General features: G+C 61.3%; 15 protein-coding genes and 1 tRNA gene. 3 read left to right on the top strand and 13 right to left on the bottom strand.

Going from position 1 to position 21524, the window contains the following annotated elements; all coding sequences use genetic code 11:
* Positions 1 to 19 precede the first annotated feature (19 nt).
* From BLV41_RS00485 to BLV41_RS00475, 3 genes are all read right to left on the bottom strand, one after another.
* The gene (locus BLV41_RS00485) at positions 20 to 1069 is read right to left on the bottom strand and encodes an enoyl-CoA hydratase/isomerase family protein (protein WP_074709564.1); all 1050 of its coding nucleotides are present in this window, start codon (positions 1067 to 1069) and stop codon (positions 20 to 22) included.
* 18 nt (positions 1070 to 1087) lie between these two features.
* Positions 1088 to 2224 (bottom strand): acyl-CoA dehydrogenase family protein, encoded by a 1137-nt coding sequence (locus tag BLV41_RS00480; RefSeq protein ID WP_074709561.1) that lies wholly within the window; start codon positions 2222 to 2224, stop codon positions 1088 to 1090.
* Between the two features lie 115 nt (positions 2225 to 2339).
* Positions 2340 to 3293 carry a cytochrome b/b6 domain-containing protein gene (locus BLV41_RS00475; protein ID WP_074709558.1) on the bottom strand — a complete coding sequence of 318 codons (954 nt, stop codon included), beginning with the start codon at positions 3291 to 3293 and terminating at the stop codon, positions 2340 to 2342.
* Between the two features lie 258 nt (positions 3294 to 3551).
* Between BLV41_RS00475 and BLV41_RS00470 the strand changes: the two genes are divergently transcribed.
* A complete protein-coding gene (locus BLV41_RS00470) occupies positions 3552 to 4088 on the top strand; it encodes a MarR family winged helix-turn-helix transcriptional regulator (protein ID WP_074709556.1) in 537 nt (178 codons plus the stop codon).
* Here the strand turns inward: BLV41_RS00470 and BLV41_RS00465 are convergent.
* From BLV41_RS00465 to BLV41_RS00455, 3 genes are read right to left on the bottom strand one after another with little or no spacing between them, the layout of a single operon-like run.
* A complete protein-coding gene (locus tag BLV41_RS00465; protein WP_074709554.1) occupies positions 4054 to 4917 on the bottom strand; it encodes a crotonase/enoyl-CoA hydratase family protein in 864 nt (287 codons plus the stop codon). The two genes, BLV41_RS00470 and BLV41_RS00465, sit on opposite strands and share 35 nt — an antisense overlap.
* On the bottom strand, positions 4917 to 7082 hold the full coding sequence (locus tag BLV41_RS00460; RefSeq protein ID WP_074709552.1) for a 3-hydroxyacyl-CoA dehydrogenase NAD-binding domain-containing protein: 2166 nt from the start codon (positions 7080 to 7082) through the stop codon (positions 4917 to 4919). The genes BLV41_RS00465 and BLV41_RS00460 overlap by 1 nt, the downstream gene beginning before the upstream one ends.
* 4 nt (positions 7083 to 7086) lie before the next feature.
* Complete coding sequence (locus BLV41_RS00455; protein WP_074709549.1) at positions 7087 to 8304, bottom strand: acetyl-CoA C-acetyltransferase; 1218 nt, start codon at positions 8302 to 8304, stop codon at positions 7087 to 7089.
* 177 nt (positions 8305 to 8481) lie between these two features.
* On the opposite strand from BLV41_RS00455, the gene BLV41_RS00450 reads away from it, so the two are divergent.
* Positions 8482 to 9630, top strand: coding sequence for an AI-2E family transporter (locus tag BLV41_RS00450; RefSeq protein WP_083360513.1), 1149 nt, complete (start codon positions 8482 to 8484; stop codon positions 9628 to 9630).
* A 9-nt stretch (positions 9631 to 9639) separates the two neighbouring features.
* On the opposite strand, the gene cls is transcribed toward BLV41_RS00450, so the two are convergent.
* The 4 genes from cls to BLV41_RS00430 form a co-directional block, all read right to left on the bottom strand.
* The gene (gene cls, locus BLV41_RS00445; protein ID WP_074713001.1) at positions 9640 to 11106 is read right to left on the bottom strand and encodes a cardiolipin synthase; all 1467 of its coding nucleotides are present in this window, start codon (positions 11104 to 11106) and stop codon (positions 9640 to 9642) included.
* 100 nt (positions 11107 to 11206) lie between these two features.
* Positions 11207 to 12712: a leucyl aminopeptidase gene (locus BLV41_RS00440; RefSeq protein WP_074709547.1), complete on the bottom strand. Its 1506-nt coding sequence runs from the start codon at positions 12710 to 12712 to the stop codon at positions 11207 to 11209.
* Between the two features lie 30 nt (positions 12713 to 12742).
* Positions 12743 to 14296, bottom strand: a complete 1554-nt coding sequence (locus tag BLV41_RS00435; RefSeq protein WP_074709545.1) for an AbgT family transporter — start codon at positions 14294 to 14296, stop codon at positions 12743 to 12745.
* 89 nt (positions 14297 to 14385) lie between these two features.
* Positions 14386 to 14763 (bottom strand): SHOCT domain-containing protein, encoded by a 378-nt coding sequence (locus tag BLV41_RS00430; RefSeq protein ID WP_074709543.1) that lies wholly within the window; start codon positions 14761 to 14763, stop codon positions 14386 to 14388.
* A gap of 195 nt (positions 14764 to 14958) precedes the next feature.
* On the opposite strand from BLV41_RS00430, the gene BLV41_RS00425 reads away from it, so the two are divergent.
* Positions 14959 to 16788 (top strand): SLC13 family permease, encoded by a 1830-nt coding sequence (locus BLV41_RS00425; protein WP_074709542.1) that lies wholly within the window; start codon positions 14959 to 14961, stop codon positions 16786 to 16788.
* A 51-nt stretch (positions 16789 to 16839) separates the two neighbouring features.
* Here BLV41_RS00425 and BLV41_RS00420 read toward each other — a convergent pair.
* From BLV41_RS00420 to BLV41_RS00410, 3 genes are all read right to left on the bottom strand, one after another.
* Positions 16840 to 16913, bottom strand: a tRNA-Met gene (locus BLV41_RS00420).
* Positions 16914 to 17057: 144 nt separating this feature from the next.
* The gene (locus BLV41_RS00415; protein WP_074709540.1) at positions 17058 to 19991 is read right to left on the bottom strand and encodes a UPF0182 family membrane protein; all 2934 of its coding nucleotides are present in this window, start codon (positions 19989 to 19991) and stop codon (positions 17058 to 17060) included.
* A gap of 166 nt (positions 19992 to 20157) precedes the next feature.
* On the bottom strand, positions 20158 to 21252 hold the full coding sequence (locus BLV41_RS00410; protein ID WP_074709538.1) for a YlbL family protein: 1095 nt from the start codon (positions 21250 to 21252) through the stop codon (positions 20158 to 20160).
* Positions 21253 to 21524: the final 272 nt, after the last annotated feature.

Raw genomic sequence — 21524 nt, 5'->3', positions numbered from 1 at the left:
AAAATCAACTACGAGAAAATCAAACTTCGGCTCGGCTCAGGCCCAATTCCCGGTCCCCAACCATTGCAAATGTGTTCGCCACGAGTTCCTGCGAAACCTCGGCCAGGGAGGCCGGCTGCCACTGCGGGTTGCGGTCCTTATCCACCAACTGCGCCCGGATGCCCTCGGCAAAATCGGGCCACCTCAGTGCCCGCACAGAAACCCGGAATTCCTGGTCGAGTGCCTCCTCCAATGTGGCGAGCACCCGAGCCCGCCGCAGGGCCGCAAAAGTCACTGTCACGGCAGTGGGCGACTTCGCCGCAATGGTCTCCGCCGCCGCCTGGGCCGCGGGGTCACCCACGCGAGCCAGCCGCTCCAGGATGGTCCCGACGTCGTCCGCGCAATAGCAATCGTCAATCCACCAGCGTGCCTGGACCAGGGCAGATTCCGGGGGCACCTGCCCGTAACGGCCGACGACGGCATCCGCGCCCCGCTCGGCCAGCTCGGCTACCAGCGTGGGCAGAAGGGTCGAATCGACAAAGTGGCTGGCCAGCCCCATGGCGATGGCATCGGCGCCGCTGACCATGGAACCGGTCAGTGCGGCATGCGTGCCCATTTCGCCGGGTGCGTGCGAAAGCAGGAAGGTGCCGCCCACATCCGGCACAAATCCTATGCCCGTTTCCGGCATGCCGATCCGGGAGCGTTCGGTCACGATCCGGTGCGAGGCGTGTGCGGAAATACCCACTCCGCCGCCGAGGACCACACCGTCCATGAGCGTGACTATGGGCTTGGGGTAGCGGCGGATCCGGGCGTTGAGGTGGTATTCGTCGCGCCAAAACTGTTCGGAGCCGTTCCCTCCTGTGCGGGCGTCGTGGTAGATCGAGACGATGTCACCGCCGGCGCATAAGCCCCGCTCACCGGCACCGGAGATGAGGACTGTTGCAACGCCGTCGTCCTTTTCCCACTCATCCAGCGCCCGCATCATGGCCAAAACCATGGCGTGGTTGAGCGCGTTCATGGCTTTGGGCCGGTTCAGGATGAGATGGCCCAGTTGGCCGCTCCGCTCCACGAGAACCTCAGTGTGCTCCATGTACCCATCCTCCACGGTTCAGCCCTCCACGGCCAGACGGCCAATGATCAAACGCATGATTTCATTGCTGCCTTCAAGTATTTGATGCACTCGCAGATCGCGGACCAGCTTCTCCAAACCGTACTCGCTGAGATAGCCGTAGCCGCCGTGCAGCTGCAGCGCCTGATTGGCCACCTGGTACCCGGCGTCCGTGGCCACGAGCTTGGCCATGGCGCACAGCTTCACGGCATCAGGGGCTCCCGTGTCCAGTGCCCGGGCCGCACGCATCAACATGGTCCGGGAGACCTCCAGATCGGTGTCCATGGCCGCGATTTCAAAGAGCAGGTGCTGCTTGTCAATGAGCGGGCCTCCGAACGCCTGACGCTCCTTCAGGTAAGCGATGGACTTCTCCAGCGCGGCCCGGCCGCCGCCCAGCGAGCAGGCCCCGATGTTGACCCGCCCGCCGTTGAGGCCCTTCATCGCGATGCCGAACCCGTCGCCTTCCTCGCCAAGCCGGTTTCCCACCGGGATCCGCACGTTGTCGAAAACGACCTGGCGTGTGGGCTGCGCCCTCCATCCCATTTTCTTCTCGTTCGCCCCGAAGCTGAGGCCTGGCGTGCCGGCCGGAACCACGACGGCGGTGATCCCCCGGCCGCCCAAGTCGGCCGTGCGCACCATGACCAGGTACCAGGCGGATGAGCCGGCCCCGGAGATGAACTGTTTGGTCCCGTTGAGGATGTAGTCGTCGCCGTCGCGGACGGCGCGCATGGTGATGGCTGCGGCGTCGGAGCCAACGCCGGGCTCGGAGAGGCAATAGCTGGTCAGCTCTGTCATGGCCGTAATGCCCGGCAGCCAGGCGGCGCGCTGCTCGTCATTGCCGAACGCGTCGATCATCCACGCCACCATGTTGTGGATGGAAATATAGGCGGCGATCGTGGGGTCCACGGCGGCCAGCTCTTCAAAGATCAGGACGGCGTCGCTCCGGCTCAGTGCCGAGCCGCCATACTCCTCCCCCACATATATCCCGCCCATGCCCAGCGCCCCGGCCTGTGCCAACACGTCCACGGGGAAGAATTTTTCCTCATCCCAAAGCGCTGTGTGCGGGGCCAGCTCGTTGGCGGCGAAATCGCGCACCATCTCCACCATGGCTTCTTGGTCGGCCGTGAGATCGTTCATGGGTGCCTCCTTGTGCCGCGTCATTGCGGTGTGGAATGTTGCTGCCGTGCCCGTTGTGGGGGCTTGGCCGCCGGGGGTGTGGCGGGATTGCTGTGTGGGCGGTCCCGCCGTCGTACTACTTGGTGACCTTGCCCATCAGGGATGCGACGGGGCGAAGGAATAGAGGTTGTGCCAGGAACCAGGCTGCCGCCATGACAACTAGGGAGCAGGCAAAGATGCCAAAGCCCCACCAATTGACCACGTCGCTGGAGGTATACATGTGGTTGAGGTTGCGCAGGGCACCGGTGGCCAGAACCAGCGTCACGTGCACCACAATGAACAGCACAAAGTAAAGCATGACTGGGAAGTGGACGGCCCGGGCCACGGTGATGGGGTAGATCTTGTTCAGGGTCTTGGCATTCTTGGGCCAGGCGCCGGACATGCGCAGGCCGGTGATGATGGCCAGCGGGGCCGCAATGAAGACCGTAATGAAGTACGTGAGCAGTTGCAGGCCGTTGTAGTTAACCCAGCCGTTGTCGGTGGGCCAGTTCAGCGAGAGGTACTGCAGCCCGGCGGAGATGGCGTTGGGGAACACGTCCCAGCTGGTGGGCACAATGCGCATCCACTGGCCGGTGGCAAAGAGAACCACGATGAAAATAGTGCCGTTGAGGACCCACAAGGCATCCAAGGTCAGGTGAAACCACAGGTCCAGGCTGATCTTGGTGGGTGCGTTTTTGGTCTTGATGACGCCCTTGTTGTTGCGGATCCAATGGGCGGCGGGCCGTTTGGTGGTACGCACCTGCCAGCCCGAGCGGATGATCAGCAGGATCAGGAACATGTTGATGAAGTGCTGCCAGCCCAGCCAGGCCGGAAGTCCCACGGGCGCGCCGTCGGGCAGATCGGAGTGGCCCGGGTAGGTGGCCAGGAACGATTTCACACCATCGAGGCTGCTCAACCCGCGCGCGGCCAGCACCAAGACCAACAAGATCAGCACCAGTGTTACCGCGGTGCTGATGATTTTGGCGGGCAGGCCAAAGGCCTTCCACCGAGCGGCGATGCCGGCGGCCTGCTTGTTCGTGGGGGTCGACATGATTAACAATCCTCTTTCGGGAGCACTTTTCTTGCGCTGCAGATACTGCTGTACGTGGCATCCATTGTCTCAGTCTCTGCACAAGGTACCGATATATGAGACTACTCGTGGTGTAACACGTGGCGCCCTTTGGCTTCATCTGAAGAATACTAGGCCCCACTAGTATTTACTAGGTATCCAAAGTAAATTATTGGGGAGCCGCGAATTTTCTTCACGGCGGGCACGCCACAATGCTCCACTCGTTCGGAAAGGACCACCATGGCACCTGCAACCCCGCTGCCCATGGACCCCATTGCCGAGGCCAAGCGCCAGTGGATTGCCCACGGTTGGGCCGATGCCGCCGACGGCATGGCCGCCTTTTCCTCCGTCATGCGAGCCCACCAACTCATGTACAGCCGGGTTGATGCCGCACTCAAGCCCTTGGGCCTCTCCTACGCCCGGTTGGAACTTCTGCGGCTTTTGTCCTTCACGCGCGACGGAGCCCTGCCGATGGCAAGTGCCAGCGCGCGCCTCCAGGTCCATCCCACATCTGTAACGAGTGTGGTGGATCGGCTGGAAAAAGATGCCATGGTACGCCGAGAGGCCCACCCAACAGACAGGCGGGCAACCCTGGTGGTCTTGACAGACGCCGGACGCCGGCTCGCCGAGGAAGCCACCACTGTACTGAACGCCGAGGTGTTTGCCACCCCTGGCATGCCGGCCTCCGATTTGCGCTTCATGACTCAGATTTTGGCCCGCTTCCGTCGCGATTCCGGCGATTTCACCGACCCGGTGGAGTACCCCGAGCCGCTTTAGTCACACCCATCGCGGCCACGGCCTCAAGCAAGTCCTCGCTGTGCAGAAACGAGGAGTTCCACAGCGCCACATGACGCAAGCCACGCGCGATGTCCTCCTCGCGGCCCTCGTTGAGCACAGCCTTGGTGCCGGCCACGGCCAACGGCGAATTTGCGGCCATCTCCGCCGCCATCGCCAGCGCTGCCGCCATGAGCGATGCCGGATCCTCCAGCACCTCATTAATCAGGCCGATCCTCTCGGCACGCTGCGCAGAAATGTCTTTGCCTGTCAGCGCCAGCTCGCGCAGGTGCCCCTCGCCGACAATCCCGCGCAGGCGCTGCAAGCTGCCGACATCCGCCACGATGGCCAGCCGCACCTCGCGGATGCTGAATTTGGCGTCAGCACTTGCCAGGCGCACGTCTGCACCGCTGATCAGGTCAACGCCGCCGCCGATGCACCAGCCATGGACGGCGGCAATGACGGGTTTCTGGCAGGTGGCTACGGCCGTAACCCCGTCCTGCAGAGACTTGATGACACTGAGTAATTCCGTGCGTTGTGCCGCTTGAGCGCGAGAGCCCGGCCCCAAGCGTTCCAGCCATGAACCCAAGACCTCGGCCACGTCCAGGCCCGTGCTGAAATTGTTGCCGGTGCCGGCCAGAACCACGGCGCGTACGCTGGCGTCGGCATCGAGCGCGGCAAAGAGCTGCGGGAGCTCAGCCCAGAACGCGAGCCCCATCATGTTCCCGCGTCCCGGCCCGGTCAGGCGGACGACGGCGACACCCGGCGTGGGGGCCTCTTCCACAGCGAAGGCCGTCCAGGGATGGCTGAAGACCGTGTCCGCCGGACCCATCAGTACTTTTCGCCCTTCTTGGCCTTGGCCACCAGTGATGCCGGCGGCAGGAAGTGTTCGCCGTAACTGGCCGCCAACTCACGGGCCCTGGCCACGAAACCTGCCGGGCCGCCGTGGTACCCGTTGATGTACTGAAGCACGCCGCCGGTCCATGCGGGGAAGCCGATGCCCAGGATGGAGCCAATATTTGCGTCCTCAACGCTGCGCAGCACGCCCTCATCGAGGCACCGAACCGTCTCCAGGGACTCGGCGAAGAGCATGCGCTCCTTCATGTCCGCAAAGGGGATTTCCGCGGTGCCGCCATAGTTTTCGGCCAAGCCCTCCCATAGGCCCGTGCGGTGACCGTCGGCGTAGTTGTAGAAGCCGGCGCCGGCCAGCTTTCCCTTGCGCCCAAACGTGTCCAGCATGGTGTCCACCAGGTCGTAGCCGGGGTGGTGGCGGTACCGTTGAACGCCGCCGTCGGCCTCCAGCCCGGCCTTGGTCTCCTTCTGGATCTTGGAGAGCAGCGCCAAATTCAACTCATCGGCCAGTTGCAGCGGTGCGGCCGGGTAGCCGGCCTGCAGGCCCGCCTGCTCGATGCTCGGCGCCGCGATGCCCTCGCCCAGCATGGCGATGGCCTCGTTGATGAACGTGCCGATCACGCGAGAGGTGAAGAAGCCGCGGGAGTCGTTGACCACGATTGGGGTCTTCTTGATCTGTTGCGCAATATCGAAGGCCCGTGCCAGCGTTTCATCTGAGGTGTTGGCCCCGGCGATGATTTCCAGCAGCGGCATCTTGTCCACGGGAGAGAAGAAGTGCAGGCCGATGAAGTTCTCTTGTTCCCGTACACCTTCGGCGAGCGTGGTGATGGGCAGGGTTGAGGTGTTGGAACCGAGTACGGCGCCCCCGTCCACGAGGTCCTGGATCTCTGCAAACGCGGCCTGCTTGACCGCCACGTTCTCAAACACGGCCTCGATCACGAGGTCCGCGCCCGCCACGTCCGCGGCATCGGCGGTGGGGGTGATCTGGGCCAGCAGCGCATCGGCCGCCTCCTGGGTCTGCTGCCCCCGTGCCACAGCCTTGTCCGTAAGCGTCCTCGAATAGGCCTTGCCGCGCTCGGCGGCCTCGAGGGAAATGTCCTTCAGGACCACATCCATGCCGCCGCGGGCGCACACATAGGCAATCCCGGCACCCATCATGCCGGCGCCCAACACAGCCACCTTCTTGGCCGTGTACTTCTCGAAGCCCGCCGGGCGGCTGCCGCCGGCACTGATGTGACCCATGTCGAAGAAGAACGCCTTGATCATGTTGGTGGACACAGGACCGGTGACCATCTCCACGAAGTACCGCGACTCAATTTCCAGGGCGGTGTCGAAATCCACCTGGGTGCTCTCCACGGCGGCGGCCAGGATGGCGCGCGGGGCCGGGTAGTTGGCGCCCTTGAGCTGCTTGCGGAGATTCGCCGGGAACGCCGGCAGGTTCGCCGCGAAGGCGGGGGTGCTGGGTGTGCCTCCGGGGATCCTGTACCCGGGCACATCCCAGGGCTGCACGGCCTCCGGGTTGGCGGCGATCCAGGCCTTCGCGGCGGGGATGAGTTCCTCTACGGTGTCGACCACTTCGTGGACCAGTCCCACCTCCAGGGCCTTGCGGGGCTTGTACTTTTGGCCCTGCAGCAGCACCTTCATGGTGGCGTCGGCAATGCCCATGAGCCGGACCGTGCGCACAATGCCGCCACCGCCGGGCAGCAGTCCCAAAGTGACCTCGGGCAGGCCAATGACGGAGCCGCGCGTGTCCGCAGCGATGCGATGGTTCGCGGCCAGGGCAATTTCCAGTCCGCCGCCCAGTGCCGCACCGTTGATGGCGGCGACAACCGGCTTGCCCAGGGTTTCCAAGGTGCGCAACTGGGCCTTGACCTGCTGGCCAAGGTCAAAGATCCTTTGGCTGTCCGCCGGGGTGGCAGCGATCAGGTCCTTTAACTCGCCACCGGCGAAGAACGTCTTCTTGGCTGAGGCAAGGACAACGCCGGTGACGGTGTCCTTTTCTGCCACGAGGCGATCCACGGCGGCCTGCATGGAGGCAACGTAGTCGCTGTTCATGGTGTTGGCCGACTGCGTCGGGTCATCGAAGGTCAGGATGACCACGCCGTCGGCGTCCTGCTCCCAGCGGATGGTGTTTGTCTGGCTCATGCTTTTAGACCCTCTCGATCAACGTTGCCACGCCCATGCCGCCGCCAATGCACAGCGTGACCACGGCCCGCCTTTTGCCTGTTCGTTCCAGCTCGTCCAGCACGGTGCCCAGGATCATTGCTCCCGTGGCGCCGAGGGGGTGGCCCATGGCAATGGCGCCGCCGTTCACGTTCAGTTTTTCCTCCGGGATGCCCAGGTCCTTTTGGTACTTCAGGACCACGGAGGCGAAGGCCTCGTTGATTTCAAACAGGTCGATGTCATCGACAGTGAGGCCAGCGGTCCGCAACAGTTTTTCCGTGGCCGGGGTGGGGCCGGTGAGCATGATGGTGGGGTCGGCACCGGAGGTGGCCGTGGCAACAATCCTGGCCCGCGGTGTCAACCCCAGCTGGGCACCCACCGCGGCGCTGCCCACCAAGACCAGGGCTGCGCCGTCGACAATTCCCGAGGAGTTCGCTGCGGTGTGGACGTGGTCGATAGTCTCCACGGCGTGGAATTTTTGCAGCGCCACAGCGTCAAAGCCGCCGGCCCCGCCCATCGCGGCGAAGGCCGGGCGCAGGGTTGCCTGCGACGCGGCTGTGGATTCGGGGCGCATGTGCTCGTCGACGGCCAGGACCACCAGCCCGTTCTGGTCCTTCACGGGAATGACGGAGTTGGCGAAGCGGCCCTCAGCCCAGGCCCGGGCCGCCAGCTGCTGCGAGCGCACGGCGTAAACGTCCACGTCTTCCCGGCTGAAGCCCTCCATGGTGGCTATGAGGTCCGCGCCCACGCCCTGCGGGACAAAGTAGGTGTCGTAGTTGGTGGCCGGGTCCATCGCCCAGGCGCCGCCGTCGGAGCCGATGGGCACGCGTGACATGGATTCGACGCCTCCGGCGATGACCAGCTGGTCCCAGCCCGAGCGCACCTTCTGGGCCGCCACATTGACGGCTTCCAGGCCTGAGGCACAGAAGCGGTTGAGCTGCACCCCACCCACGGTGTCAGGCAGGCCCGCGGCCAGCACGGCGGTACGCGCAATGACGGCGCCTTGGTCGCCCACGGGTGAGACAACGCCGAGGATCAAGTCATCGATGAGCGTTTCATCAAGTCCCGGGTGGCGTTCGCGCAGGGCGTCGATCAGGCCCACCACCAGGTCGATGGGCTTGGTGCCGTGCAATGAGCCTTTTTTACCGCGGCCGCGAGGGGTGCGGATGGCGTCGTAGATGAATGCTTCGGGCTGTTCACTCACGTGATTCCTTCCATTGGCCTACCGCCCATCGTTCAGATTTATTGACACCGTGTCAATAGAGTGCACACGCGAGGCTGCCATTGGAAAGAAGTCCGTCCCTTTCATTTCGCCAGCAGCCCGATAAGATGCTTTCAATGCCATTGGGGCATTTCGTGGCAGCACTGAAACGGACTGTTTATGAGCGTGTCAAAGCAATCGGAGGCGCCGGATTCTGGCAGCAATTCGGCCTCAGAGTCCTCCGGAACCAAGGTGCTTGTCAGTTTGGCCGCGGCTGTCATTGTCCTCTTTGGACTCAGCCGGATTTCCTCCATTGTGGGCCCGGTCTTCTTGGCGTTGATCCTGACTATTTGTGTCTATCCCCTGAAGCAACGGCTCATCGCCCGCGGCGTGCCGGCGGTGTTGGCTACCATGTCCACGATTGTGGCCCTCTATGCCGTGATTGCTGCCCTTGTGGCCTCCGTGTGGGTATCTGCCGTACAGCTCACACTGCTCCTGCCGCAATTTGCCCCGCAAATAACTTTGCTTGGCAACGATCTGAGAGTCTTCTTGCACGACTCCTTGGGGATCGGCGACGATCAGGTCCGAGCCATTGTTGAGGCGGTGGACTTAAGGGTTCTTCTGGACACGGCCTATGGCTTGCTGGGCAGTGCCATGAATATTGGTTCCGGGACTGTGTTCCTCTTGCTGCTGTTGATGTTTATGAGCGTCGATGCCACCTACTACCCCACGATTCTTGCCGTGGTGCAGAAAAAACGGGCGCCGGTCGTTGACGCGCTGACCAACTTCGCCAAACTGTCCCGTTCCTTTATGGTCATGACAACCGTTTTTGGTGCCATCGTGGCAGCGCTAAATCTTGGGCTGCTGCTCGTTCTGGGTGTGCCAGGTGCGGGGTTGTGGGCCTTGTTGTCTTTTGTGTGCGGCTTCATCCCGTTCATTGGGTTCTGGATCTCACTGGTCCCCGCCGCCATCATGGCCCTGCTGGCAGGCGGCCTGCCCACCTTTATCGCCGTCGTCGCTTTCTACGGCGTCATCAACTCCCTGATTCAGTCCATCATTCAGCCCAAGTTCGTCTCCGGCTCGGTGAACCTGAACATGACCCTGACCTTCCTGTCAGTCATTTTCTGGTCGGCCCTGCTGGGACCACTCGGGGCTCTGATGGCCGTGCCGCTGTCCTTGTTTGCCAGGGCAATCCTGGTAGATTCCCACCCGCAAGCTGCCTGGCTGCGCCCGTTCATTGGCGACGTGAATGACGCCAAGAAAATGCTGGCTGAGCAGCGCGCGGCAGCAAAGGCAGCAAAACCCAAGGCTGCGCAGCCCAGGCCCTGACAGGCGCCGCTATTGGAGGTTGGAGGTCAGCCTTGCTGCGCTGTCCCAGAACTTTTCCATGACGGGACGCTTGATCCAGTCGGCCAGCTCCAGTTCACGGCTGTTGGCCCGGTAGCCGTCCTCGATGGCGCGCAGCTGATCCACAAAGGATCCGCTATGAATCAGGACCGAGATTTCCATGTTGAGCGAGAACGATCGCACATCCATGTTGGAGGATCCAACCACCGCAACATCGGCATCGATGCTGAAGTGTTTGGCGTGCAGGACCTCCGGCGCCTTGTACAAGTAGATCTTCACCCCGGCCCGCAGCAGCGCCTCATAGTAGGAGCGCTGCGCGTGGTAAACCATTGCCTGGTCCCCAATTTCCGAGACAAACAGCTCCACGGAAAGGCCCCGCCCGGCGGCCGTGATCATGGCCAGCAGGATGGAATCCTCGGGCACAAAGTAAGGGCTTGTAATACTGACCCGCTCGGTGGCCTGGTGAATCATGGCAACGAACAATTTGAGGTTGTTGTCATTTTCAAAGCTCGGGCCGCTCGGCACCACCTGCACATCCACACGGTGCGGGGCCGGGTCCAACACCACAGCTGAGGTGTCCAGGACCAGCAGATCCTCGGTTTCGCTGTACCAATCGGTGACGAAAACGGCGTCGAGCTCCCTGACGGCGGGCCCATGGATGCGCATCATGAGTTCATGCCACCGCAAACCGCGGGCAATGTTCTTCTTCTTGTTGTAGCTTTCATGGACCAGGTTCTGCGAGCCGCTGAAGCCCACCTGGCCATCGACCACCATCAGCTTGCGGTGGTTGCGCAGATCCACGCGTTGCCAGTGGCCTTTCCACGGCCGCAGCGGCAGCATGGCGTGGTAATCGGCGCCGATCGCCGCCAGCCTGGCCAACGTTGCCTTCCTCCCCGGGTTCATGAGGGATGCCAGATGATCGCTGAGCACTCGTACGCTGACCCCGCGTGCCACGGCCCGCTCCAGCGCAGCGAAGAAAGGCTCCGTGACCTGATCGGCCACCAGGATATAAAACTCAACGTGGACGTAATCGCGCGCCTCATCGATGGCCTGGGCCATCGCCGCAATGGAGCCGTGGTAGTCCGGGAGAAGTTCGACGTCGTTGCCTCCCACCATGGGCAAGGCACCGAGGGTGCTGTTGAGGGTAACGAGTCCGGCCAGGCCTTGTGGCCATTCATCCCTGTGGCTGAGCTGGTCGAAGCCCTCCGTGCGGTCGAGGATGAGTTCATTGACGAATTTTTGTTTATCCCGCCGAGCCTTGGGAAGGCGGGAGAAGCCCACCAACAAGAACGCGACGAGACCCACGTACGGGACAAAAATAATGGTCAGCATCCACGCAATGGCGGTGGCCGGGCGGCGCCGTGCCGAAATGTAGGCCACGGCGATGGCGCCAAGGATGATGTGCAGGGCCAAGAAGATCCAGGCCAAATTGCCTGCGTCGCTCAACCAGTGACGGATGCTCAATAGAATAATCTCCCCCAAATAGGACATGGGCAACGGCGGCCCCGAAGGAGTCCGCCGTTGCCCACCTTGTTGCTTGCTAGTTTAGGCCCCGCCCTTAGGACTGGGTGGCATAGTCCACGAGAAATTCGCTCAGCAACCGGGTTCCGTAGCCTGTGGCACCGCGCGGGCGCCAAGAATCATCGCTGTCACTCTTCATGGTTCCGGCGATGTCCAGATGCGCCCACGGTGTTCCCTTGACGAACTCGGACAGGAACAGCGCGGCAGTGATGGCACCGGCCGCAGGCCCTCCCATGTTGGAGATGTCGGCAATGTCCGAGTCCAGCTGTTTGCGGTACCTGGACTCCAGTGGCAGCTGCCAAATGGATTCACCCGAAAGCGCACCGGCAGCCTTGACCTGCTCAATCAGAGGCTGGTCGTTGCCGATCACGGCACCCACCAAAGTACCTAGCGCAGCCATGGCGGCCCCGGTCAGCGTGGCCACATCCACGATGGCATCAGGATTTTCCTCCATTGCAAGGCACAGCGCATCCATCATGACGAGACGGCCCTCGGCGTCGGTGTTCTTGACTTCTACAGTGGTTCCATTGCGGGCCGTCAGGACATCTCCAAGCTTGGTGGCCGTCCCGGAGGGCATGTTGTCGGTGCATACCAGCCAGGCGCTGACCTGGGCCGTTGCGCCCAGATCTTGCAGCCCTGTCATGGCCGAAAGCACCGCGGCTGAGCCTGCCATGTCCATTTTCATGGCAAGGTGCATGGGGTCCGAGGGCTTGAGGCTGATGCCGCCGGAATCGTACATGATGCCTTTGCCCACGAGTGCCACATGCGCCGTGGGGTCTCCCTCCGGCGTGTAGCGGAGCACAATGAGCCGGGGTTCTTCGTCGCTGCCCGCGTTAACCCCAAGCAGACCGCCGCAGCCCATCTCAATGAGCGCAGCCTTATCAAAGGTCTCCACACTGAGCCCAAAAGCCGGGCCATGCTCGGACGCAAATTCTGCATACTCAGCGGCCGTCAAATGCCCGGGCGGATTGTTGGCGAGATCCCGGGCCAGTGCGGCCGAACGCGCCAGCACCTTGCCCCGTTCTGCCCCTGCCTCGGCGCCCGCTCCTGCCCCGATGATCTCAAGGCTTTCAATGGCAAGGTCCGCAGGATCGTTCTTCAAGGTGCTGAACCGGTAGCGCGCCAACAACGCACCTTCCACGGCCGCCTGTGCCGCTAGTGCTCCATCGGCGCCGTGGCCGGTGGGCAACACCAGTGCCAGCGCAGTGTGGCGTGCAGCGGCGCGGGCGAAGGCGGCAGCCGCATCCCGCACCTCGTCCACCGATCGGGTCGTGCCGTTTCCGGCACCCACGGCGACAACCGCCGTCGAACCTTCACGGGGAAGATAAACGGCCTGACCAGCGGCTCCGGTGAAGCCGGCCGCAGCAAGAGCCTCGCGGCCCAGGTCCAGTTCCGCAGGAATTTCTCCGTCCACCGACACGAAATAGCCGACGGCGGTTGCCGCGCCAGAGAGGGCTGCGGCTGCCGCGACTTGCGGATCAAGGTGAAGGGACGGGGCCGGATCGTAGGCGGCCGGAATCAATTTAATGGGTGAATGTGCCATGAACTAAAGTCCCTTTCAAAAAGAATGCGGTTAAGAGGCAGGACCCCACGGGATGCCGGTGACAAACCAAAGCACCAGGAACGCGGTCCACACCACGATCAGGACCACGGTGTAAGGCAGCATCATGGCCACAATGGTGCCCACTCCGGACTTGGGGCGGTACTTCTGGGCGAAGACCACGATCATGGCAAAGTACGGCATCAGCGGAGTGACGATGTTCATGGGCGAATCGCCCACACGGTAGGCGGCCAACACCGCTTCAGGTTCAATGCCCAGCCGCATGAACAACGGCACGAAAATCGGTGCCAGGATGGCCCAGGCGGGCAGGCCGCCGGGCATCAAGATGTCGATGATCAAGGCAACGATCACGAAGCCGATCAGCAGCGGGACCGGACCAAAGCCGGATGTTTCCAACCAGTCGGCCATGCCCACGGCACCAACGGTGGCAAGATTCGTGTACGCAAAATAGGCGATGAACTGGGCAATGACCAGCAGCAGGAAAATCAGCCCGGCCAGATTGGCGAACGTCTTCACGATCGGGTTGATGATGTCCATGCTGTTTTTGATGGTGCCGGCACCGAGGCCGTAGGCGATGCCGCAGCCAAGGAACACGATCATGACGAGGAAGATGATGCTGTCCAGCAACGGCGCGGCCACAATGAGTGAGCCGGTGTCCGGGTTGCGCAGCGGCCCCCACGACGGCAGCGACAAGATGAGCACGACGGCGGCGATCCCCAGCGCGGTAAACATGGCCCATCGCAGGCCTTTCTTTTCCGCCGGGCTAATAACACCGTCCTCGTGACCGGCAGACGGGCCCTCATAGGCGCCGAGGCGAGGCTCCACAAACTTATCTGTCAGAACGGTGCAGACGATCGTCACTAAAATGGTGGACGCGATACTGAAGAACAGGTTGGCGGTGACATCCAGGTTTCTGGCCGGATCCATCATGTGGATGGCCTCATTCGTGACCTCGGTCAGCATGCCATCCAAGGGTGTGATCAAAACATTCACGCCAAAACCTGCGGCAACACCAGAGAACGCCGCGGCCAGTCCTGCCAGTGGATGCCTACCCAGCGAGTGGTAGATGGCAGCACCGAGCGGAATCAACACCATGTATCCGGCGTCAGTGGCGATGCTGGAGATGACGCCCAGAAGCACAATCACAAAGGTGATCATGCTCGGGTGCGTCACCAAGACCAGCTTGCGAATCAACGCGGAAATCAAGCCGGCTTCTTCGGCCAGGCCTACACCGAGCATGGCCACCAAAATCACGCCAACCACACCAAAGTTCGTGAAGTTGTTGACCATGGAGGTAAAGAGGAACCTGATGCCATCAGCGTCCAGGAGGCTGCGTACGTTGGTGGTGACGTCCTCGATTTCCCCCGTGACAATGTTGGCGCTTTGGAAAGTGGCACTGGCACCAACAACGGAGAAAATCACGGACAAGACCATGACCAGGCCGATGAGAATCAAGAAAATGACTGCGGGGTGCGGGACCTTGTCCCCCACGACCTCCACGCCTGTCAGAAATTTCTCCAGGACTGATCTCTTCTGTGGCTTAAGTGCCGATTCTTTGCTTGCCATGATCTGTGCACCCCATTCGTGACTGCGTTGCCGTCAAGACAAACGCTGGAACAAAACGCTTTAGGACAAAGGACGAGTTGCCGGGCCCATCAAGCCAGAGCCTTGGCCTTGAGCTGTGCGAATTCGGCATCGGTGATGGTGCCTGCGTCCAAGAGTGACTTGGCAGCCTGAATCTGCTCCACGGGGCTATGAGCCCCCGCCACGCGCCGCAGGTACTCTTCACCCTGTTGCTGTGCCGCGTTCGCTGCCTTCACAGCGCGTTCGGTCATGCCATTTCCGCGAACAATGATGTAGATCAGTGCCGAAATGTATGGCGTGACCAACAGGAAAAAGATCCATATTGCCTTGAATACCCCGGACAAGCTGGAATCGCGGAAGATGTCTCCGACGATCTGAAACAGCAGGATGAGATAGGCCAGAAAAAGGAACGCCACGGTAATAGACCAGAAGACTTCAAAGAACTGCATGTGTAACCCCAATTTGTAGGCCAAAAGGCACGAATGAATCAGCTCAGGGCAGTGAAACCATGCGGCTGCAGCGATTCTGCTGCCAGACTAGCAGCACAATCACAACAATTGAATACTTTTTTACATGTCCAATCGGCCAACATGTTCCCTGGTTTCTCAATTGCCCTGCGGCCCCATGTTCATTAGCCTGTGGTTATGAGCGATATCGCCGTAATGCTGCTTATTCTGACAATTACGATTGTCATATTTGTCTGGAACAAGATTCCCGTTGAAATAGTGGCCCTTGGTGTTGCCCTGCTACTTTTTACCACCGGAATAATTGATGTCAATGAAACTTTTTCAGGCTTTGGTTCACAAACTGTCATCCTCATTGCCGCACTCTTTGTTGTGGCAGAAGCTATCGATGCGGCCGGAATAACCACGTGGATGGGCGGGCTGCTGGTGAGATTTGCCGGCGACAGCCGCACGAGACTCATCGCGCTCATCATGGCCTTTACCGCTCTTCTCACAGCAATCATCAGCGTCAATGGGGCCGTCGCCGCACTGCTGCCCATGGTGGTCGTCCTCGCCGTTCGGCTTGGCCGGGAACCCGGGCAGCTGCTGATGCCGATGGCCTTTGCCGCCCATGCCGGTTCGCTGCTGGTGCTGACGGGCTCCCCCGTGAACATCTTGATCCTTGAAGCGGCTCTTGAGGCCACCGGACGCGGCATCGGTTTCTTCGAATTTGCCTTGGTGGGGCTTCCGTTGCTGGCCGGAACCATGGTGGCCGCCATCTACGTGGGGCCAAAGCTGTTGCCGCGCCGCCAGCCGGACAGCACACCCAAAGACCTTAGCGATCACCCCCGCGTCATCTTGGGCCATTATTGGCCGGAAGAACATGAACTTCTAAGGCTTCATGTTCCTGCGGACAGCCCCCATGCAGGTGAACCCATTGCCGGGGTGCTGCCAGGCGTCCGGGGGGAGGTCCATCTGCTCACAGTCCAGGATGCAGATGGGAGGCCTCTGGCGACGGAAACACTCGAATCTGGGAACTTCCTCGTGGTGCGTGGAGCACCCCTGGCAATTTCCGCCTTTGCCAAAGAGCACGACATGGTGGTGGAAGCCACCCGCACCGGCTCAGTTGCCTGTGGCTTGGTCAGCAAGAGTTTTGGCGTTGCCGAGGTGTTGGTGGCGCCACGGTCAAACCTCATCGGCACAGACATTTACCCGGGCATGGTCACCGCGAGCGGCGCGCTTGTGGTGTTGGCCCACCAACGGGCCGGGCAAGCTCCCACCAGCCGCGCAGCGGACACGGTTGGTCCAGGCGCCCGCATCAAGGCTGGCGACACCCTCCTGCTCCAAGGCAGCTGGCAGGCCCTGGACAAACACACGCTGGACCAAAACGTCCTCCTGGTTGACTCCCCCGATGCCATCCGCCGCCAGACCGTGCCACTGGGGCCTGGCGCAGTTCCTGCGTTGACGGTCCTGCTGGCCATGGTGGTCCTGATGACAACCAACGTTGTTCCTGCAGCCGTGGCCGCACTCCTGGCGGCCATGGCGATGGTCCTGTGCCGCGTGGTCACGATGGGGCAGGCGCACCGCTCCATGGCGTGGCAGACGTTGATTCTGGTGGCTGGCATGATTCCCTTGTCGGCCGCCATCACCAAGACCGGAACGGCGCAAATGCTGGCCGACGGCATCATCACCCTGGCCGGCGGCGGAAGTAGGTACCTGCTGTTGTTCGGAATCTTCCTTGTCACGGCCGTGTTGGGCCAGCTCATCAGCAACACGGCGACGGCCTTGATCATCATTCCGATCGCGCTGTCCATAGCCACAGAGGCAGGCCTGTCACCCCTGACAGTGCTGATGTGCGTCAGCGTGGCCTCTGCGGCGGCACTGTTGACGCCCATTGCCACCCCGGCCAACATGATGATCATGCGCCCGGCCGGGTACAAATTCGGCGATTACTGGAAGTTTGGCGGCGTAGTCATGGTCCTGTATCTAGCCGTTGGCGTGTTCCTGGTGCCCGTGATCTGGCCCTTTTAGGGTCAGAATGCAGAAAATCCCCGGTCCGAAGACCGAGGATTTTCTTTATCGTTGCGGGGACAGGATTTGAACCTGTGACCTCCGGGTTATGAGCCCGGCGAGCTACCGAACTGCTCCACCCCGCGATGTGATTATTACTTTACCGTCCATTCACCGCAGGGCCAAACTGAGGGCACGTGACGTTCATCTCCTAGCAAAAAGGAGGGGCCCAGCCGGTTGGCTGGGCCCCTCCTTCGCCTATGTACGACTATCCATGTACGACGTCGGCGCTAGGGTGCCGCGCTCGGCGTCGGTGTCGCGGTGGGTGCCGGAGTTGCCGGCGCCGCTCCCTCAGCTGTAACGGCTGCCGCGATGGCCGCCTCCAGCTTCTTCTGGGCTGCACCATAGGCTGTGAAGTCGCCCTTGGCCAGGGCGGCTTGGCCCTCCTTAATGGCAGCGCTGGCGTCATTGAGTGCCTTGGCAAGCGCCGGGTTGGTGCTGGTGGTGCCTCCGGTGCCGCCCGTAGAGGTGCCGCCGGTACCCGGTTCCTTCGTCACGTCAACATCTCCGGCGGCTGCTCCGGAGTCCCCGTCGAACAGCAGATCAAGTGCCTCGTTCAACGTAGCCGCGTATCCGATCTTGTCGCCGAAGGCCACGAGCACACGCTGCAGGGTGGGGTATGAGGTGGAACCTGTGGACTTGACGTAAACAGGCTGCACGTAGAGCATGCCGCCGCCCATGGGCAGGGTCAGCAGGTTGCCGTTGATGACATCTGTCTGGCCCAACTTGAGCACGTTGAGCTGTTCCGAGACCGTCGGATCGGACTGGAACTTGTTCTGGACCTGGCCCGGCCCTGGGACCTGGGTGGCATCTGGCAACTCCAGAAGCTGCAGTTTTCCGTAGTCGGCACTCTTGACGCCCTTGACATTGCCGGCATCACCGTTGGCCGCCATGAAACCGTAGAGGATGTTCCTGGAATCGGTGCCGGTAACTTCCTGGGGAATGAAGGAAGTGGTGAGCGAGAACGCCGTTTTGTCCTGGCCCGGCATCTTCAGAGACAAGTAGTAAGGCGGCTGCTTGTCCTTTGTAGTGGAGGTGGGGTCCTCGGGGACGCTCCACGCCAAGGTGTTCTTGAAGAAGTTTGTGGGGTCCGTTACGTGGTAGCGGCCCAACAGCTCACGCTGAACCTTGAAAAGGTCTTCAGGGTAGCGAACGTGAGACATCAGATCCCCAGACATTTCCGCAAACGGCTTGATGCTGGTGGGGAACACCTTTTGCCACGCCTTCAAGATGGGATCTTCGGCATCCCACGCGTACAAGTCAACCGAACCGTCATAGGCATCAACCGTGGCCTTGACCGAGTTGCGGATGTAGTTGACCGAAGCATTGGGCATCACACCGACCCCTCCAGCGGCTGTCAGGGAATCCGTGGTGGCTTCCTGAAGCTGCTGCTGCTGGGAGTACGGGTAGTTGGAGCTGGTGGTGTAACCATCAACGATCCACTTGACCTTGCCGTCAACAATGGCCGGGTAGGGGTTGCCATCGAGGGTCAGGTACGGGGCAACCTTGGCAACACGTTCCGCCGGGGTGCGATCGTAAAGGATCTGTGAGCTTTCATTGACGCCGTTGGTCAGCAACAAGTCAGTTGACTGGAACTTCAGGGCGTACATCAGGCGGTTGAACCAGTTGCCGACATTCGGACCAGCATCACCACCAAAAGTAGTCAGTGACTCATCGGCCGGGTTGTCAGCGGTGCTTTCCGGGGTGTTGCCCTGCGGCCGATCAAGCTCAATGGGAGCGGTTCCCTCGGGTGCGCCAACAACCGAGTAGTCAGTGGTCGACTGCCCAAAGTAGATCCGTGGCTGATAGCTGGTATCAGTGCCCAACTCGCCCGTGGAAGGCACGCCGGACTGCATGAATTTGGGTTTGCCGTCTGATGTGACGGTGTTGCCGTAGGCGGCCACCACACCATAGCCGTGGGTGTAGACCAGGTGCTGGTTGTACCAGCTCTGCTGGGTGGAACTGATGCCGTCGGGATTGAGCTCACGCACGGCGATCACAGCATCCTGGACCTTGCCATCGATCGTGTAACGGTCAACGTTGAGGGTTTTGGGGAACTTGTAGTACGGACGGTACTGTTCCAGCTGGGCAAACGTTGAGGACATCAGGTTCGGGTCCAGAAGGCGAATGTTCGCGGCGGTGTCGGCGTCTTGGCGCAGTGCGCCGGCAGTCGCCGTCGTGCTTGCGTTGTACGGGGTGACTTCCATGTCGGTCAGGCCGTAGGCGTCCCGGGTCATGTCAATGTTCCGCGCAATATAGGGCAGCTCCACGTCACCTTCGGACGGCTTGACCTGCCATTGTTGGATGGCCCAGGGGTAGATGCCGCCGGCCACGATTGCCGTGACAATGAGCATGCCTGTACCGATCAGCGGAAGCTTCCACTTGCCAATGAAGGCGGCGACGATGAACAAGATGGCCACGATGAGGGCGGCCACAGCCAAGATCGCCTTGGTGGGAATCACTGCGTGGACATCGGTGAACATAGCACCGGCACGGTAGCCGGTGTTGTCCTGCAAGGTGGCAAACTGGCCGAGCCAAAAGTTTGCAGCGAGCAGCAGCAGGAAGAAGCCGGCCAATACGGAAATATGAATCTGCGCCGCACGCGAGGCGAAGATGCCCCGTTCGGTCAGGCGGATGGCGCCGTAGAGGTAATGCGTGAGCAGTCCGGCAATGAAGGCGATCACCGTGGCACTGATGAGCATGCCCGCCAGGAAGCCCAAAAATGGCAGGGTGTTGGTGTAGAAGCTCAGGTCAAGGCCGAATTGCGGGTCCGTGGAACCAAAGGGGACACGGTAGAGGAAGAGCATGACCTTTTCCCACTGGGCCATGGCAGCGGTCCCGGCAAAGAGACCAAAGACAATCGGAATTCCGATCATGACCACGCGACGCACTGGCTCAAGCTGCATCTGGTAGCGATTGAGGTTGTCTTCGCGGGCGCTGTCGGGAGCGTAGACGGGGCGGGCCTTGTAGGCCACACGGATGGAGAAGTAAACTCCCGCCGCCATGATCAAAAATGCCGCCAAGAAAATCAGCAACTTGGCGATGCGCTCGGTCCAGAAGACTTCAGTGAAGCCCACCTGGTTGAACCACAACAGTTCGGTATAGGCCCCTGAGAAGATCAGTATGGCCACCACCAATGCGGCCACCACAATGATGGTGGGCATTAGTGCGCTTCGGCGTTTAGGTCTTACCGGCCTGCTTGGCGACGGGGATGGTCGGGATGTCACTCTCTACCTCTTACTCAACTGGGGCATGAACAGATCATGCCGGTTACTTCTATATTGGTGCCACGAACGGTTCGCGGCCAAAGTTCCGTGTGATGCTCAATTGTTACCTGCAGGTGGGTAGGGCCGAGCCGTCTTTACCCGAACCAATCAGGGATACGGCGTCGTAGGCCTCGGTCAGGGTGTCCACCTTGATGACCTGCAAACCCTTGGGGATGTGGTCCACAACGTCCGCACAGTTCGCGCCGGGTGCCAGGAAGTAGTCGGCGCCGTTCTCGCGTGCGCCGATCATCTTCTGGGCGATGCCGCCGATGGCACCGACGCTTCCCTCGGGGTCAATGGTTCCGGTCCCGGCGAACGCCTTGCCTCCCGTGAGTTCACCTTCGGTGAGGTTGTCCATGATGCCCAGGGCAAAGATCATCCCAGCACTGGGACCGCCAATATTCTCGAGGGAAATTTTCACGTCAAAGGGGAACTTGAAGGTGTTTTGCAGGGAGACCCCCAGCAGATACTTTCCTTCGCTGCCCAGCCGCGGTGTCAACGTCAGAGTCTTTTGGGCCCCGTCACGCAGGACCTCAACATCCAAGGCGGCGCCTTTGCCTTCGGCCAGGACCGTTTGGATCACCGACAGGTCTGTCACCGGTTTGGCGGCAACTGTGAGAAGCACGTCGTCGGGCTTAAGAATTCCGGCAGCAGCCCCATCTTCGGGAATTGAAGCCACGGCAAGGTTCGACTCGAAACCGATCCCCAAGGCTTTCAACGCGGCAGCAGTGGCGTTCTCCTGCGATCCGGTCATGGCAGCCGAGTTCTCACTATTGACGGCTTCCTGGCTCACCCCCGGTGCGTAAATCATCTCGGCAGGGTAAACCGTGTGGGACGGCGTGAGCCAGGAGGTGAATGCCTCAAAAAAGTTAATTTGGCTGTCAGGCAAACCACCGCTGAGATGCACCGTGGTGAGATCCAAGCTGCCCTCGGTGGCAGGGAAACTCTCGTGGCCGGAGACGGTAATGATGGGATGCCCGTTGAATTTGCCAATGGTATTGATAGCAGGTCCCGGAGATTCAACAACATAGGGAACCGGGAGCGTCACGGCAGCCACGGCCAAAATCACGGCGATCACCCCGGACACCATCATCATGGTGATTCTGCGGTCACGAACGGTGCCTGATTGTTCCGCCGTCTTAACAATCTCGTGGCTCAACGCTGTGACCTCTCCAGTTTTCCGTATTCCCGGGCCTGTCCGGTGCTTCCGCTTAAAAACGGGCACCGGACCCTAAGCCTACGCTGTGATTGTGTGCGGCGCGTGAGCCAGTGCTGGGAGTTGACACTGAATCTGGGCAGTTTCCCTCCATCGGTGCGGCGCGGTTGCGGCTCCCTTTGCCTGTAGCGAACAGTGGGCACCCATGGGGCGACAAGTCACAACGACGGCGGTAACGTGAAGTCATTCAGCGTCAACGCCAAGGAACGGGCCAT

The organism is Arthrobacter alpinus (assembly GCF_900105965.1).
In the GTDB taxonomy this organism is placed as follows: Bacteria; Actinomycetota; Actinomycetes; order Actinomycetales; family Micrococcaceae; genus Specibacter; species Specibacter alpinus.
The sequence above is the reverse complement of the archived record's forward strand: the minus strand, read 5'-3'. Positions and strand labels throughout refer to the sequence as shown.